This is a genomic window from Methanospirillum hungatei, from assembly GCF_019263745.1.
Classification (GTDB): Archaea; Halobacteriota; Methanomicrobia; order Methanomicrobiales; family Methanospirillaceae; genus Methanospirillum; species Methanospirillum purgamenti.
On sequence record NZ_CP077107.1, the window covers coordinates 3,182,832 to 3,199,181 of the forward strand.

The following is a 16,350-nucleotide window of genomic DNA, read 5'->3' on the forward strand; positions in this document are numbered from 1 at the left end:
TTTTATCCTTTTAGTTGCGTAAGTTGCTCTTTTGCATGATGGTAATTCGGATCAATCGCCAAGGTACGCCTATACCAATCAGCAGCTTGTATCTGGTTTCCTTGTTCTTCATAGGTATGCCCGATGTTATATGCAGCATCAGGATATTCCGGACAGATCTCTAAAATTTCTAGGTAAGTAGCAATTGCTCTGTCATACTGTTTTAATGCTGCAAGAGCATTACCCATGTTCAACATGGTCAGAATATGATCTGGGCGGAAATCCAAAACTTTTTCATAATAGGTAAGTGCTTCTTCATATCTTCCTAATGACTGAAGAGTGTTTGCCAGGTTATATCTCGCTTCTAAAGACTCAGGCTCCCTTTCCAATGCCTGCAAATACATTTTTTCTGCTTCTGCGTATCTTTCTAAGTTTTGAAGAGCAAGTCCTTTATTGTTCCAGTAAACAGCTGGAGATGGATCTGATGCAAGAACCCGTTCATAACATCCAAGGGATTCTTCATGCTCCCCAAGCATTCCTAATGCAATCCCTTTCAGGTTCCAGAGCGCAGGATTGTCTGGGGAGTCCCGGAAGAGTTTTTCAAGGGATTTGAGTGCCTTTTCAGGCCTTCCCCGTTGAATGTCCCTAATAACTGTTGCTGCCGTGTACGCTTTTCTCGTGTTCATGGGTTTCGAACCAGCCACCATCGGGTGTAGATAGCATATACTATTGCGTTAATAAGAAGGATCAACAGGACAAGACCGACGCCAAGTCCAACCGGACTAGACATCGCCTTTTTTAGAGAGTCAATAATGGTGGGTCCGGCAGTGATTGGAGATGGACCCTGAACGGGAACTTGAGTAATTTCCTGAGGATATATGGCAGGTTCTGTTGAAACTGGTTCTACTCCATAGAGAGTTTCAGTCTGCACCGGTTCAATTTGCACGGTGGGTTCTGGTGTTACTCCCACCTGGGCCTGGTCTATCATCGATTCAGGCGAGGGATAAACAGGCTCATATGCGATTCCGGCAGATGGAGGTGCTGGTGGTAGTGGGTATTGTTGCTGTATTGTGGCAGGTGGTTGACCAGCTATCGGGGGGAGGGTGGCAGGAACAGAATTTATTTCAGTTGGTGTAGGTGAAGCAAATGCATTTTGGCTTTCGATGAATAGCCCGTATATTGCTGCTTCATAAATTGTTCCACTTATCTCTCCGGTAAACTGATTTGAACTGGTTCGGACAGAATCCCAGGTAGCAGTCTGGGGATTGAACTTATGGATTTGAGGATTTAATGCCAGTAGATCAGATATCTTCTCAAGAGGGATTTGGAATGAAATTTTTCCTTCAGGATTAAAGTACGTCCGTTCTGGAAATATTTCATACGCATAACCTGAGAAAGATAGTGACTGGTTTGTGTCTATCGGAGGTAGATCTGCAATCGTTCGTGATGAAATATTTACATTCTGCAAAAATTCTCCGGATGGAGAAAATAAAAGTGTATCTTTCTCAAATGTAACTTTTGCCATCCCATCGTCAGATTTGAAGTTTTCTTCAGTTTCCAGCCCATACCGGATTGTGGGATCTGAATCAGATGGTTCAGATCGTGGAGGTTCAGTGTAATTTTCTCCAGGTTGCATAGTGTTAACAGGAGGCTGTGTCTGGGCAGGTATCGGAGTCTGACCTGCATATATATTCTCACCTAGGGAAGTACCTCCAGTGAATAGATCAAATTGCTGAGATGTTCCGGGTTCATATACTACTGTTTGAGATGCTGGGACTCCGTTTATCTGAAAACTGATAAGCAGATTTCCAGACTGGAATTCCTCTTCGGAAACGTTTACTTTTAATCGTGGATCAAACAGTCCAGGACCGCCATAAAATCCGTCAATTTCTGTAACAATGGATCCTTTTGATACATCCTGGAGAAATGCTGTGATTATTGTCCCTGCAGGCGCAGGTGTGCCATCAATTAAAACATTTCCATAAAATTCCGCTGGAAGAGGGGGAACAGCCTGAACCGGCAGAATACATGTGATGATAATGAATGTGAAAAGCAGGGAAAGTACTGCTTGAACAAATCTCATACTTATACTATATTTGTGGTTTACTCACATGAAAGAATTCCATCTGGGTAAACAGATGCATGAACCGGGTGTCGAAAACCGGAGAGATTTTTGACCTTTACGATTCCAAAAAATGTAAAAAATTTATCCTTCGGTTTATGTTTTCTTTTAAAAAAATGTATCTCGTGTTGGTTTTAGTCTTCTCATGAGTATCATTGGTGAAATACTGAGGGTATACTTTCCATAAAGAGTCATTTAGAATATAAATCGTGAAAAACGTAAATTGTAAATTCTTTGTTACCCTCGCAAGATTTTTCATTATAATTTATACAAAATCTTCAATTCGTAACATCTTAATAATATTTGTACAAATAGTAGGATGGTGTAGATATGCACATACCAGACGCATTTATTCCTCTCCCACAAGCAGCAGTGTATTGGATTATTGCATTAGTGTTCCTAGCATTAGCGATCAAGTGGGCCCGTTCAGAGTTAAATGAAGATAAAATCCCATTGATTGCAGTTCTTGCAGCCGGAATTTTTGCTCTTCAGAGTTTTAATCTTCCGGTATCTATGGGAACTAGTGGGCATCTCGTTGGGGGGGCACTTGCGGCAATCGTTCTTGGATCACCATTTGCAGCCGTTTTTATCCTGACCCTTGTACTCATTATCCAGGGATTTATTTTTGGAGACGGGGGGATTACAGTTATGGGGGCGAATATTCTGAATATGGGAGTCATTGGAGGATTTGTCGGGTATTATTCATTCCAGGGATTACAAAAAATTTTAAAGAATGGATACATCTCAAGTGCTGTTGCGGCATGGCTGGCCTGTCTTGTTCCTGCTCTAGCATGTGCGGTTGAGATGTCAATTGCCGGAACATTCCCCCTTGTCCCTGGACTTGTTGCAATGGGTATATACCACGCAATTATCGGCGTAATAGAGGGCGTTGTTACTGCTGTAATCATCTATGTACTGGCAATGGCCCGTCCTGATCTGGTTGACTCATCCATTGGAGTTGCTTCAGCATGATGAACAATAAGACCTTTATTCTGGTTGGTATCCTTCTTGCTCTGGCTATTGGAATTGTTGCGGTATTTTTTGCATCCGGAGATCCGGACGGACTAGAAAGTACTGCTCTTGTTGTATCCGGACAAAAGGATCTGACCGGACAGGCACCAGAGGAAGGAGATCCTGAAGTAATAGGGACCGGTTCATTTTCTTATGATTCTCCAATGCCAGATTATTCACTTGGTGAGGACATGGGATTATCAGGCGGTATTGTTGCTATTATCGCAGGTATATTCATTACTCTCCTTGTTGTGATGGGCGCTTCTTACATTTTGAGAGTAAGTAAAGAAGGAACATAATCTGAATAGTGAAAAATAATCCCCTTTTTCCTTTTAGTGCGTTATTTTATTACGAATATTGTTTCAGTAATATTTTATTAAAAGAACTGTAATGGGTACTCCTGCATATCATCGATTCCATTCTGGTCCATCACTCTGATGACTCCAGACAGGAGATACCTTCATGCATATTATCGAGACGCAACAGTTAGGTCATACATATAAGGGCAACATTGATGCTCTAAAAAATATTTCCTTTATTGCTCCCCGAAATACCAGGATTGCAATAATTGGACCGAATGGTGCTGGAAAAAGTACCTTGTTTAAGCATTTTAACGGTGTCTTAAAGCCAACAACCGGAAAAGTCCTGATCAGAGGAGAACCAATAACAAAAGAAAATATCAGGGAAGTCAGAAGGACAGTTGGGCTTGTATTTCAAAATCCTGATGATCAGATTTTTTCTCCTACGGTTGAACAGGATGTGGCATTTGGACCGACCAATATGGGACTGGATGAAGAAGCAGTAAAGCATCGGGTTCATGAAGCGTTAAGTACTGTCGGTCTGCTTGACTACCGGACAAGAGTCCCTCATCATCTTTCAGGTGGTGAAAAAAAGCGTGTTGCAATTGCTGGCATTATAGCCATGGAACCACAGGTTCTTGTACTTGATGAACCAACTGCAGGGCTTGATCCCCAGGGAGTCAGAGATATTGTAAAATTCATAAAAAATTTTTCTGTTCAGTATGGGATGACGGTTATTTTTTCGACCCACAGCATATCACTTGTAGCAGAACTTGCTGATTACATATATGTTATGAATGCCGGAACGTTTGTCGCTGAAGGGACAGTTCCAGAGGTTTTCTCACAGCCCGAACTCCTTGCAAGTGTTCGTCTGGATATCCCTGTTCTCCCAAAACTCATCACATCACTCCAGTCCCAGGGTGTTCCAATAGAGATGGGGTATACATACCAGGAAGCAGAACAGGCATTTTTGAAAGCATTTGGAAAGATGTCATGATCGAGGATTTATTTGATCTTGAACAGGTAACATCCCAAAAAAGTGTCATACATTCCCTGGATGCACGGGTAAAAATCATCGTATGTTGTGCTGCTATTGTTGGCCTTGTTGCTGTCCCATATTCTCTTATTGTATACGAAGTCGCAGCAATATTATTTGGTCTGTTTTTGGTACTCTGGGCTCTTTCAAGACTCTCTCCGATGGTATATTTCCGAAGACTTCTGCTCGCTTTACCATTTGGCTTTATGCTATGCGGCTTTCAAATTTTTTTTAAGAACCGGTACTATACAGAATACCACCCAATCATCGAACTACCCTTTGGAGTTACGATTTTTTCAGAATCGGTTGAATTCGCTTCAATATTATTGATCAAATTTCTTGTATGCTACTCTTTTATTGTTCTTTTGTCTTCAACCTCTTCCCTACAGGATCTTCTCGAAGCGGCAGGAAGATTAAAAGTTCCTCCAGAACTCATCCTGGCCCTCGGAATGATGATCAGGTACTTGTTTGTGTTTGGAATCATCTACAGAAGAGTAACAGATGCCTTAAAAACCCGTCTTTTTGATCCTTTTGATCACCGCTTGCCATACAGATACCGGATTGTGAACATGGGTTATATGATGGGTTCGATGTTTATACGGTCACTTGAGCAGGGAGAGAGGACATATGCCAGTATGCTTTGCCGGGGATATGGACGGGACAGTTATATATATATTCGAAATAAACCCTTATTGTCTGCAGATATCGTTTTTCTTGGCATTTGCCTGCTTATTATCATACTTGCTCCATTGATCTGCTGGTTTGATCCGATTCAGATGTTCTGCTTTCTTCCAAGATAGCTAGACATGTAACGTATCATCTCCTGCATTGGTATACTTCAGGAAGTAATGTATAGGTTTCAGAGAGTAATTCCAAAAAAATGAGAGCGTAATATCGAAGAAAGGTAACCACTGGTGTCATAACGAATAGAGTGATTACAGCCATTATAAGAAAAGGGATAATGGCTTCGAACAATGAATATCCGGTGGATGTAGATAGACCGGGAATAATTAGCATTACAGGAAATCCCAACAGATGCATTACCAACACAAGCATTACTCCAAGGATTATCCCTACGATTAAATCGATACTAATCTTTATCAGGAGGTAAATACCCACTTCGTCCCATCTTCCTGAAAATTCACGGAGCAGGATGGTCCAGCCCTGAATAATCCCACATAAATGCACCATCATAACCGGAACAACAAAGTCGGTTGTTATAATGGTGAGTACCCACACCGGAAGTATCAATATCAAAAGCCCGGTAAGGGTGTATATCAGTGCAACAAAAAACATGGTCTGATTATCAGGATTCTCAATAAGAACAGGCATTGCAATTCCAATTATTGCACCAGCTGCACATAGACCGATGATGAGAATAATACTAAGATAAAAAGTCATTAGCCTTAATCCCATTCCGATCCGCATCTTTAATGAAGGCAAAATTCGTAATGTTTCTGCAGAGAGATAATCGACAAAGATAAATTGGAAAATTGAGCTGAGTAAGGCATACACAAGCAGGATAAAGAGTATCCCTGTCATTACCATGGAAATCCGTCCGGTTTCTTCAGTTATCACATCAGTCCCGTTAAGTGCTGAAAGATATGGAATGTCAGCATATGAATAATCCTGGGGTATCGGGCTTGTTATCCAGGCACCAATGAAAAATGAGATGATTAGGAGACGAAGGATCTGCCCTGTTTTTATGGGCCAAAAAATTTGTTTCGTATGTCGAAGAGCAGGAACAATTGCCAGGACTGCAAGGTACTCACTCATATTATCTCCGGAGATTGGATAGTCTGTTGGTTTTTTCCATGTATACATCCAGGAAGACCAGAACCTATCCGAACTGGGCAGGTATCACAGAGCGGATTTTTTTTGCAGACCTTATTTCCTAGGTTGACTATCTGAGCATGAAAATCATTATACAAAGCGACATCCGGAGAGAGGCGATCCATGAAGTATTCCTGCATCTGTGCATAGGTTGCTGTCTGTTTAAACCATCCCTGACGTGATCCAATCCGGCGAGTATAGGCATCAACAACGAATATCGGTTTTTCAAGTGCATACAGGAGAATAGAATCAACAGTTTCAGGTCCAAATCCTGATATTGTCAAAAGTTCATCTCTAGCCCTTTCTGTTGGAATAGCCATCATCTTTGCTATCTCACCTTTACAGGAACTTAGAAACCACTCCAGGAAATTCATTATTTTATTGGCTTTTTGATTGTAGTATCTGGATGAACGGATCAAAGGAGCGATAAGTGACGGGCCAGCATTATACAATGAGTGAGGATCTAACAAATGTGCCTCAGATAATGCACAGACTGCCTGAAAGGCACCATTCCAGGATACATTTTGGGCTAATATTGCGCCAATTATGGTTTCAAATGCCGAGTCTGACGGCCACCAGTGTTGGTGACCATATGTATCGTGTAATACCTGGTAAAAACTAATTAGATCTGTTCCTGTCCAGTTTCTCATTTCAATAATTCCAATACCGTGTGAGATCTCATCTCATAAATCTTCATTGAAAAATCAAGACACATGAATCTTATGGTTTTAAAACAAGTATAATGCATGAGAGGGCGATTGCATCATCTTCTTGTGTATACCGGAATATGTATTCTCTTTCTGATTCCCCTGTTTATCATATCAGGTCAGGAAACGAGTTGGAGTTTGTATACGCTCTTACGGATTGCTGCCCTTTGGGGATTTATATCACTGTCAATAGGAATAATCCTGAATCTTTTGAAAAGAAAGGTCAAATCGCATTTAGGGAAACCATTTTTAAAAATTCATCATTACTTTGTGATTGCCGGTCTTGTATTTGTAACAATGCACCCGGTTTTGTTTGCATACATTGCCCATGACTTCCGGGTATTCATTCCAGATATCTCTTCCTGGGATTCTTTTTTTGCTACAGGAGGAAGAACCGCAATTCTATTATTTTATGCAGCTTTTCTTGCCGGTCTTTTTCGAATGACAATCAAAAAACAGTGGAAATATATCCATATGCTGGTTTATCCGGCGATAATCATCGCAGCAATTCATGCCATTTTCATGGGCCAGTCTATGGCAAACCCGGTCATTTTCTTTTTGATTATCTGTTTAACCATCGTTGTCTGTATAACCTTTGTTTATGTCAGGATTAAAGGATAGTTCGATTTTTTTCAGAAATGGATAAATCCGGGCAGGCCACCTAGGATCATGTGATAAATCCTATTGCTAACAGGGTTTAATATTCTTTTATGAAAATTTCTGAATTTCAACTTGAACGTTATCTTGCACTCCATGAATTTTCAGCTCCATTTCTTCTTTGTACATCAGATAGTGAAACGATGACAATTCGAGAACTATTATCACTTAAACCTGGAGCGGATGAAGAATTTCATAATCTTGGGCTTGGTTATACCGAGTCACAAGGAAATCCTGCACTCCGGAAGGAGATAGCAAACCTCTATACCTCCCTCAATTCTGACCAGATTGTTGTCTCTGCAGGAGCTGAAGAAGCAATTTTCCTTCTTATGAATATTCTTCTCTCTCCCGGTGATCATGTCATTGTCCAGGCCCCGGCATATCAGTCATTGTATGAAGTTGCAAATGCAATTGGTTGTGCGGTATCGCGATGGGAATTAAAAGAGAACGGTTCAGGGTGGGTATCTGACATTGAAGAGTTAAAAAGACTCATCCGACCTGATACGAAAGCAATTGTTGTAAACTCTCCGCATAATCCAACAGGACATCTCTTTACTCATGGCGAGTGGAATGATCTGAATAAGATCATACGCGAGACTTCAATCCGGCTCATATCAGATGAAGTATATCGTGGACTTGAGCACGCCAGAGAAGTTCAGCTTTCAGCAGCAGCAGATGAGCACCCGAGGAACATTTCCATTGGTGTTATGTCCAAGGCATTTGGTCTTGCAGGGCTTCGAATCGGGTGGATTGCAACCCATGACAAGGAGGTTGTCAGACGGTTTCTGGCGATGAAAGATTATACTACGATTTGTTCATCTGCACCATCAGAATTTCTTGCAACACTTGCTCTTCAAAATAAAGATGTAATTCTGCAAAAAAACCTCGCAATAGTGCATCAGAACCTACACCTTCTCTCAGACTTTTTTAAAAAATTTTCACATGTAATGACCTGGTCAGCTCCGATTGCAGGATCTACACCCTTTCCACGGATTATTAATGGTATGTCTGCACAAAAATTCTGTGATGAAGTCAGAGAGATTATTGGGGTGCTGCTTTTACCCGGTTCCGTATTCGGTGTGGATGGTTCATATGTCAGGTTTGGATATGGCAGGTCAGATATGCACCAGTCATTAAACAAACTGGTTCAGTATCTCCAAGAGAAATGATAACAATTGGTGTAGTTTGCCATTCGGTATTATTTAATGCAACCGATAGCAAACAAACATGATAAGATAGGTACCTTCATGCCCCCACATGTTCTTATCGTTGATGATGAACCCGCTTTAAATGAGTTATTTGTAATTGGTCTCAATAAATACGGGTTTAAAACCGAAGGTGTTCTTGGAGGGCAGGAGTGTCTTGAACTCTTAAACACTGAATACCGGCCTGACCTTATTCTTCTCGATATGATGATGGAACCAATGGATGGGTGGGAGACACTAAACCGGTTGAAAAGAATTCAGGACGTTAAAAATATCCCGGTCATAATGCAAACCGGTAAAAACCTTACCTACCGGGAAGCAGAACAATACTCCTATTGCATCGAAGATTATGTGATGAAACCCATCACTCCAAAACGATGTATTGATCATATAACAAATGCTTTGGATAAAGTTCAGAAGATTGAAGAGATAATACTGCAGGGTCTTCGTGCAGGATACCCGGAAGAGAAGATACGGCGACTGGCAACAATATATCGGATCATCTATGTTGCAAGAAAACTTCAGAGTATTCTTGAAGAACGGTATGGACATCATAACCCGGCTGAAGAGAGTGAAACGTATGGTCCAGAGGATTATGCAAAATTTCTACTTAAACTGCAGCAGGAGTATGATGATTTACAAAAAGATATTAATTTCACTTTGTTCGGCACCAATCTGAAAAATATGTGAATTATCCTTCTTCATCACCATTCCCGTCAACAACACATGAGCTGATGATTGATCCTACCGCTCTGAAAGCATCCTGTAGATCCTGATAATTAGGTATGTGTGCTTCTCCAAGCATATCAATGGCAGATTTCATCGAATCACCTCCAAGAAGACATCCTACAACCATCGAACGTGTGAACCGGGATAAGCGAATCATTTCATGTGCCAGGTTTTTTGGATCCATTAATGCAACCGGTGCAGTGATAACAAAGGCAATGTCCCAGAAATTCTGATATTTTATCAGGATATCAAATACACGGGCAAACCTGGAAGCATTGCTATCTCCGAGGAGATCTACCGGATTTTTATGTGACCAGAGATCGGGAAGAAGTTTATTGAGTTCATCATAGACAGCATCCGGTAAGTTAATCATTTCAAGACCATATTTTTCTGCATAATCCGATGCAAGAACACCGAAACCACCGGCGTTTGTCAATATGATGGTTCGTTTTCCACGGGGATACCCTTCAGAAACAACCAGTCGTGCAATATCAAATGCCTCGTTTAAAGAAAATGCTGGAATAACACCTGCCTGTCTGAATGCAGCGATATATGTCTCAAAACTTCCGGCAAGGGATCCGGTATGTGAGGATGCTGCTTCACGTCCTCTGACCGAAGAACCGGATTTTAAGGCTATGACTGGTTTTCTCCCTCTCATTGTCGCAGCATATTTTAGAAAATCTCTCCCATCCCGGATCTCTTCTACGTACAGAATTATGGCATAAGTTGTGGGATCCTGGTCTAATACCTGCAAATACTCCACAAATCCCATGTCACTCTGGTTACCTACACTAATGACCGATGAAAAACCAATTCGACGGGAGATTGACCAGTCAAGAACAGTGGTAATGATCGCGCCACTTTGAGATATGAATCCTATCTGACCAGAAAGAGGGGACTGAACATCAAAAGTTGCATTGAGTTCAAGAGGAGGAATAATAATTCCCAGACAATTCGGACCAATTATCCTGATTCCTGTCTCCCGTGCTATTTTGAGGAGTTCATTCTCGATCTTTTTCCCTTCTTCGCCTGTCTCTCGAAAACCGGCGGTTAGAATCACAGCAACCTTCACTCCCCGGCTCCCGGCTTCTTTTATAATTTCTGGAACTTTTGGTGCAGGTATAGCAATGACTATCATCTCAACCTGATCCGGAATGTCTGAAAGAGATTTGAATACAGGAACTCCGAGGATGTCTTCAGCTTGTGGATTGACCGGATATAATTTCCCTTTAAAATTCAGGAGGTTTCGAAAGACTGCATACCCGACTTTTCCAGGATTGCGGGAAGCACCTACTACTGCAATAGAGGAAGGATGGAGAATGTCTGGGACAGGTGGTAGCTCTTGACGCACTGGGACAATTTCCGGTTCTCCGGTCCTGACATAGATTCGTGCATCAACAGCATATGACCCGTTTTCATAGAGGATGACCGGATTAATATCAAATTCTACTATATGTTCGTCTTCAAAGAACATCGTTCCGGCTTTCTGGAGCAGGGTGACAAGGGCATCTTCATCAAGTGGTTTTCTCCCTCTAAATCCGGTTATGAGTTTATATCCACTCATTTCCCGGATCATCTCACGATATTCATCTAAGGATACAGGAAGAACCCGCATGGAAAAATCATGGAGCAATTCGACCAGGATTCCACCCATTCCAACGGTGATAATTTTACCGAATGATGGATCAATCCTCCCCCCTATTAAGAACTCAGTTCCCTGAGGGATCTCTTTCACTACCATATACCCTCGAATATCAGCATCTGGGATGGTTGTGGTAACACGGGAATCCATCTGCACAAGCGCGGTATTGATAGCATCAGGACAGGTGAGATTTAAAGCAACTCCACCAGCATCTGATTTATGAATTACCTGGGGAGATACAACCTTTATAACAACAGGATATCCGATTTTCTCCGCTGCTGTAAGCACTTCTTCATGCGAAGTGACAAAAAGATAATCTGGAACAGGAATTTCATGCCTGCTCAGAATCTGGTACCCTTCAAATTCAGGGAGGAGTATTTTCTCCATGGTTCTTCCTGAAGGTGAGTATAGAATACGAATAAGATAAGGGTTATCTCTTAGAGATTCTGAAGAAGTGCCTGAAATATACCTTTCCGTAAGAGCTCTTTTGTGACTTCACCGGGTTCAAGTTTTACAATTTCTGCCAGTGGATGGCCATTAATCAAGAATGCTGATGAATTTTCCGGAATGTCTGCTCCAAATGTATTGTTGATATAGGTCAGTTCCACGCCTGAAACGATGAGTTCACTGGCGAGATCATTGATGACCGTAGTAATCACATCCGGATCTTCAGGTGTCTCTCCTTTATGCTTCCATTCTACCCGGAGGGATATTTTTTCAATCGTATCTCCTCCACAACCAGGACAGCTTCCGCATTTATCCGGTGTACATCCGGAACCAAATGTATCAGTCATGTGTATACCTCATCAATCAGGTGCCCGGAATGGGCTATGAATGATTCTATATATTTGTCATATCAGGTCAAGAGTATTCGTCTACATGACTCTGGTAAAAACTGAAAAGGAGAGAATAACATGATAGAGTATAAGGTGGTGATATTTTGTGCAGCACTGGTTCCGGAGCAAATCGTATCAGGTGGGATATAGTGGCATGTGGGGGGTTTGGGGGACTTATGTTTCGTTGAGATGCTCCGGCACATTCCTGCACACCTACCTAGTCAGAATGAGGGTTTAAGAGGTTATGGTAAACAGGGTGAAAGTGAAAAATGGGTTTTGTCCTGTTTCTAATTAATGGGAATTCGCCAATATTTTTTGAAAATATTATATTTAAGGTCAAATTAATAAATCCCTTCACTTTCGCAAAACCACATATTCTGACTACTTCCTTTTGATAATAAGGCTCAAGTCTGATGCCTGACTATTCATGTGTCATACACTCTGGATCAGATGGAAGAATTCATTATTGTTCATCTAGATATGGACTCATTTTATGCTTCTGTTGAGATTAGGAATAATCCGAATTTAGCTGGTCTTCCTGTTGTCATTGGAGCAGATCCCATGCTGGGGAAGGGGCGGGGTGTTGTCAGCACGTGTTCATATGAAGCACGGGCATATGGTCTTCATTCAGGGATGCCCATATCACGTGCATACCAGTTATGCCCTCAAGCGGTTTTTATCCCTCCCTCAATGGACGTTTATGCTCAGGTTTCAGCACGAATCATGTCTATTGTGCAAAATATTGCCGGTGAAATAGAACAGGTCTCGATAGATGAGGCGTATCTGGATCTTACTTCCTGTGTAACATACGAACAAGCAGCTCATGTGGCGACCGCGATAAAACAAGCAATCAGGCAGCAGGAGGGTCTGACTTGTTCGGTTGGCATCGCTCCTTCCCGAATATATGCAAAAATGGCGTCTGAGCTGCATAAACCGGATGGTATGACAATCGTCTCACCTACAGATTTGCTTCCCTTTTTAATTCATCTTCCTGCAGGTGCAATTCCAGGTATTGGAAAAAAATCTGAACTAGCATTAACAGATGCCGGAATACATACTATCGGCGATATTGCTACAACAAATATTCAGGTACTCCAAGACATCTTTGGATCTCATGCAGTCCGATTGTATCAGATTGCGCAAGGTCTTGATCGGGAAGGTCTCCGTAATTCAGGTAAAAGGAAATCGATAAGTCGTGAGCATACATTTCTTGAAGACACATCAGATCCTGATACGATCCTCTGCTCCATGCAAACGATGATATATTCTCTTCAGGGAGAACTTGAGGAACGAAATATTTATTCGCGCACCATTGGGATCAGGATTCGATATCCGGGTTTTATTACGCGGACAAAGTCGGTCACATTCATGCAACCTACCCGGGATATCAGGATCATAGAAAAAGCCGTATATGGTTTATTTACTGATATGTGGGATACGAAACCAGTACGGCTTATCGGTGTCAGATGTTTTGGACTTGTATATCCTGACCCTGTTCAGAGAACTCTGTTTGACTTTAAACAAAGCGAAATATCCTGAAAAGCGGATATTCTTCAGTGATAATCAGATCTTACAAAGATCGTAGGTCAATTATCCACGATGAAATGGACATTATAACACAAGGATTGATAAATTCACGGGAGAAAAATACTAGTATGGGAGAATCGGGGGGACATTTTGAAAATGGAAGATGGGTTGAAAATACTCCAGAGGAGCAAGTTCCATCTGAACCACAAGAAAATATTGAGGTCAGGCTCCGTTCAGCAGCAGGGCTCATTGGTCGGGGGATAGATGAATTGCTGTCTGCAGGAAGTGACCTGATCTCAAGCCAGGAAGGGCGGCAACACCTGGGGCGAAAATTGGATCAGATTACCGGAGATGTAGTTCAGGTATGTGAAGAGATCCGGCGTGAGGGTATAGAGTTTATTAACCAGGCGCGAGATCGTATAATTAAGTGACGATCTTAAAAGATACAGAATATAAGCGCATTTCATTTTCTGGATAGTCGGAACAATATATGCCCAAATGGCTTGATGTCGGAACCCAGGTAATTAATCTTGATTACATTTCAAAATTCCTGGTTGTCGAAGTGACGAAGGAGCGAAAGGGCCAGGTTATCGTTGAAAAAGCGATTCTTCGGGCTCATTTGAAAGATGGCGAGCAAGTAAATATTGCAGCATTTAAAAATAAGCTGGACGCCATGACCTGGATACGTACACGGCTTCGTAACAGTGAAGAAAAGGTCATTCAAGTCAGATAACCACAATCTCCTCTTTCTTCTTTTCTATCCGACCCTTTGAGTTTCTGAAGGAATGTTTATCTGTCCAAAAAGTGAGAGAAATGGCATGAGCAAAGGCTTTGCTGTTCCCCTAGATGTTCCAAAAAGTGAGCAGGATACGTATCTTAAAAATCTGAAGACGATAACTCATGATTCCGGTCGCCTGATGCTTTTTGCCGGAGATCAAAAGATTGAGCATCTGAATGATGACTTTTATGGGGACGGAATTCATCAGGATGATAATGATCCTGAACATCTCTTTCGTATTGCGGCAAAATCTAAAATTGGGTGTTTTGCAACACAGTTAGGACTCATTGCAAAATATGGTGCTGACTATCCAAAGATTCCCTATCTCATTAAGATTAATTCAAAAACGCACCTGGTTCCAACTGCCCAACATGAACCATTTTCAAATCTCATTAATACAATCGAACAGGTAGTAGCATTCAGAAAATGCAGTAAACTCAATATCCTTGGAATTGGTTACACCATTTATCTAGGTTCAGAGTATGAATCTGCCATGTTAAGTGCTGCAGCACAGGCAATTTTCGAAGCACACCAGAATGGTCTTGTTACTGTACTTTGGATATACCCGCGTGGGAAAGCTGTTGGAAATGAAAAAGATCCACATCTCATTGCTGGAGCAGCAGGAGTTGCCGCATGTCTGGGTTCTGATTTTGTAAAGGTCAACCCACCTAAAGCTGAAGGTGCTTCGTCAGCTGAGCTGATTAAAGAGGCCACGCTTGCAGCAGGACGAACAAAGGTGGTCTGTGCCGGAGGATCGAGTGTTGATGGATCAACATTCCTTACCCAGCTCTGGGAGCAGATTCACATAGGAGGATGTTCCGGGAATGCAACCGGCAGAAATATCCATCAGAAGCCACTGGATGAAGCGGTACGGATGTGTAATGCCATCTATGCTATAACGGTAGATGGAGCCTCTGTAGAAGATGCAGTAAAGATTTATCATGGTTAAAAAAACCGGATCTATAAAAACAATTGGAATACTTACCGGTGGTGGGGATTGTCCCGGGCTGAATGCAGTCATTCGTGCAGTGGTAAAGACTGCACACCTATATGACTACACAGTTATCGGGATTCGGAACGGTTGGAAAGGAATTGTTGAAGGGGAGGTAGAACCCCTCACAGAATTTTCAGTCACCGGAATACTTCCAAAAGGGGGAACCATATTAGGAACTTCCCGAACAAATCCTTTAAAAAGCGAAGAGCAGACACAGCAGATGTTGACAAATATCCGCAAGTTTGGTCTTGATGCTATTGTCGCCGTTGGAGGAGATGATACCCTCAGTGTTGCAACCCGCTTGCACCAGATGCACATTCCGGTGGTCGGTATTCCAAAAACAATCGACAATGATCTATCAGGAACCGATTACACCTTTGGATTTGATACAGCAGTTGCGATTGTTACTGATGCTATTGACCGCCTCCACACAACTGCTGAATCACACCACCGGATTATGGTTCTGGAAGTTATGGGCCGCCATGCAGGATGGATTGCTACGATGGCCGGAATTGCTGGTGGTGCAGATCAGATCCTGATCCCGGAGGTTCCCTTTGATATCGAAGATGTCTGTGAGGGGTTGAAAAAGCGCCGTGAAAGAGGGAAAAAATTTTCAATTGTGGTAATTGCTGAAGGAGCAAAGCCTGCGGATATGACCGGGTTTGCAACGACTTCATCAAAAGTGGATGATTTCGGGCATGAACAATTGGGAGGTATCGGTCATCTTCTTGGCAGGGCAATTGAAGAGCGGATTGGTTCAGAAACCAGGGTAACGGTCCTTGGTCATGTGCAGCGAGGTGGTTCGCCAACTGCTCATGATCGTGTTCTTGCTACGAGGTATGGGGTAAAAGCTGTTGAACAGTTGCATGAAGGAAATTATGGCGTCATGGTTGCTCTTCAGGGAGACAAAATCGTTCCCATCCCTCTGAGTGATGCAATTACCCAGAAAAAAGTTGATCCTGAACTTTATGAAATGGCTCGGATCTTCTACTGAT

General features: G+C 42.1%; 18 protein-coding genes. 12 read left to right on the plus strand and 6 right to left on the minus strand.

All coding sequences use genetic code 11. The features are described from left to right. Positions 1-2: 2 nt before the first annotated feature. Together KSK55_RS15440 and KSK55_RS15445 are read right to left on the minus strand one after the other, a co-directional pair. The gene (locus tag KSK55_RS15440; RefSeq protein ID WP_214421062.1) at positions 3-665 is read right to left on the minus strand and encodes a tetratricopeptide repeat protein; all 663 of its coding nucleotides are present in this window, start codon (positions 663-665) and stop codon (positions 3-5) included. Next, the gene (locus KSK55_RS15445) at positions 662-2,062 is read right to left on the minus strand and encodes a hypothetical protein (RefSeq protein ID WP_218607571.1); all 1,401 of its coding nucleotides are present in this window, start codon (positions 2,060-2,062) and stop codon (positions 662-664) included. Before KSK55_RS15445 ends, KSK55_RS15440 begins: the two co-directional genes overlap by 4 nt. Positions 2,063-2,431: 369 nt before the next feature. Between KSK55_RS15445 and cbiM the strand changes: the two genes are divergently transcribed. The 4 genes from cbiM to KSK55_RS15465 all read left to right on the plus strand — a co-directional run bounded on the left by cbiM (position 2,432) and on the right by KSK55_RS15465 (position 5,247). Further along, positions 2,432-3,073 (plus strand): cobalt transporter CbiM, encoded by a 642-nt coding sequence (gene cbiM, locus KSK55_RS15450; protein WP_214421064.1) that lies wholly within the window; start codon positions 2,432-2,434, stop codon positions 3,071-3,073. Continuing rightward, positions 3,070-3,411, plus strand: a complete 342-nt coding sequence (locus KSK55_RS15455; protein WP_214421065.1) for a PDGLE domain-containing protein — start codon at positions 3,070-3,072, stop codon at positions 3,409-3,411. The genes cbiM and KSK55_RS15455 overlap by 4 nt, the downstream gene beginning before the upstream one ends. A gap of 163 nt (positions 3,412-3,574) precedes the next feature. Continuing rightward, complete coding sequence (locus tag KSK55_RS15460; protein WP_214421066.1) at positions 3,575-4,408, plus strand: ATP-binding cassette domain-containing protein; 834 nt, start codon at positions 3,575-3,577, stop codon at positions 4,406-4,408. Continuing rightward, on the plus strand, positions 4,405-5,247 hold the full coding sequence (locus KSK55_RS15465; RefSeq protein WP_218607572.1) for an energy-coupling factor transporter transmembrane component T family protein: 843 nt from the start codon (positions 4,405-4,407) through the stop codon (positions 5,245-5,247). The genes KSK55_RS15460 and KSK55_RS15465 overlap by 4 nt, the downstream gene beginning before the upstream one ends. 16 nt (positions 5,248-5,263) lie before the next feature. Here KSK55_RS15465 and KSK55_RS15470 read toward each other — a convergent pair whose 3' ends face one another. Continuing rightward, complete coding sequence (locus KSK55_RS15470; protein ID WP_218607573.1) at positions 5,264-6,223, minus strand: DUF7544 domain-containing protein; 960 nt, start codon at positions 6,221-6,223, stop codon at positions 5,264-5,266. Then, positions 6,220-6,930 carry an endonuclease III domain-containing protein gene (locus tag KSK55_RS15475; RefSeq protein WP_218607575.1) on the minus strand — a complete coding sequence of 237 codons (711 nt, stop codon included), beginning with the start codon at positions 6,928-6,930 and terminating at the stop codon, positions 6,220-6,222. Before KSK55_RS15475 ends, KSK55_RS15470 begins: the two co-directional genes overlap by 4 nt. A 96-nt stretch (positions 6,931-7,026) precedes the next feature. Here KSK55_RS15475 and KSK55_RS15480 point away from each other — a divergent pair, with 96 nt between their 5' ends. The 3 genes from KSK55_RS15480 (at position 7,027) to KSK55_RS15490 (ending at position 9,539) form a co-directional block, all read left to right on the plus strand. Beyond that, a complete protein-coding gene (locus KSK55_RS15480; RefSeq protein WP_218607576.1) occupies positions 7,027-7,608 on the plus strand; it encodes a hypothetical protein in 582 nt (193 codons plus the stop codon). Between the two features lie 89 nt (positions 7,609-7,697). Next, complete coding sequence (locus KSK55_RS15485) at positions 7,698-8,813, plus strand: aminotransferase class I/II-fold pyridoxal phosphate-dependent enzyme (RefSeq protein ID WP_218607577.1); 1,116 nt, start codon at positions 7,698-7,700, stop codon at positions 8,811-8,813. A 78-nt stretch (positions 8,814-8,891) separates the two neighbouring features. Further along, a complete protein-coding gene (locus KSK55_RS15490) occupies positions 8,892-9,539 on the plus strand; it encodes a response regulator (RefSeq protein ID WP_218607578.1) in 648 nt (215 codons plus the stop codon). 1 nt (position 9,540) lies between these two features. Here KSK55_RS15490 and KSK55_RS15495 read toward each other — a convergent pair whose 3' ends face one another. Both KSK55_RS15495 and KSK55_RS15500 read right to left on the minus strand, forming a co-directional pair. Continuing rightward, positions 9,541-11,607 (minus strand): acetate--CoA ligase family protein, encoded by a 2,067-nt coding sequence (locus KSK55_RS15495; RefSeq protein WP_218607579.1) that lies wholly within the window; start codon positions 11,605-11,607, stop codon positions 9,541-9,543. A gap of 50 nt (positions 11,608-11,657) precedes the next feature. Beyond that, positions 11,658-12,014, minus strand: coding sequence for a hypothetical protein (locus KSK55_RS15500; RefSeq protein ID WP_218607580.1), 357 nt, complete (start codon positions 12,012-12,014; stop codon positions 11,658-11,660). 492 nt (positions 12,015-12,506) lie between these two features. Between KSK55_RS15500 and dinB the strand changes: the two genes are divergently transcribed. The 5 genes from dinB (at position 12,507) to KSK55_RS15525 (ending at position 16,349) form a co-directional block, all read left to right on the plus strand. After that, the gene (dinB, locus tag KSK55_RS15505; protein WP_218607581.1) at positions 12,507-13,595 is read left to right on the plus strand and encodes a DNA polymerase IV; all 1,089 of its coding nucleotides are present in this window, start codon (positions 12,507-12,509) and stop codon (positions 13,593-13,595) included. Between the two features lie 116 nt (positions 13,596-13,711). Then, positions 13,712-14,014 (plus strand): hypothetical protein, encoded by a 303-nt coding sequence (locus KSK55_RS15510; protein ID WP_214421076.1) that lies wholly within the window; start codon positions 13,712-13,714, stop codon positions 14,012-14,014. 59 nt (positions 14,015-14,073) lie between these two features. Further along, entirely contained in the window at positions 14,074-14,316 is a 243-nt protein-coding gene (locus KSK55_RS15515) for a hypothetical protein (protein ID WP_214421077.1), read from the plus strand. Positions 14,317-14,401: 85 nt separating this feature from the next. Beyond that, entirely contained in the window at positions 14,402-15,310 is a 909-nt protein-coding gene (locus KSK55_RS15520) for a beta/alpha barrel domain-containing protein (RefSeq protein WP_214421078.1), read from the plus strand. Next, positions 15,303-16,349: a 6-phosphofructokinase gene (locus tag KSK55_RS15525; protein WP_250545272.1), complete on the plus strand. Its 1,047-nt coding sequence runs from the start codon at positions 15,303-15,305 to the stop codon at positions 16,347-16,349. The genes KSK55_RS15520 and KSK55_RS15525 overlap by 8 nt, the downstream gene beginning before the upstream one ends. Position 16,350 lies beyond the last annotated feature (1 nt).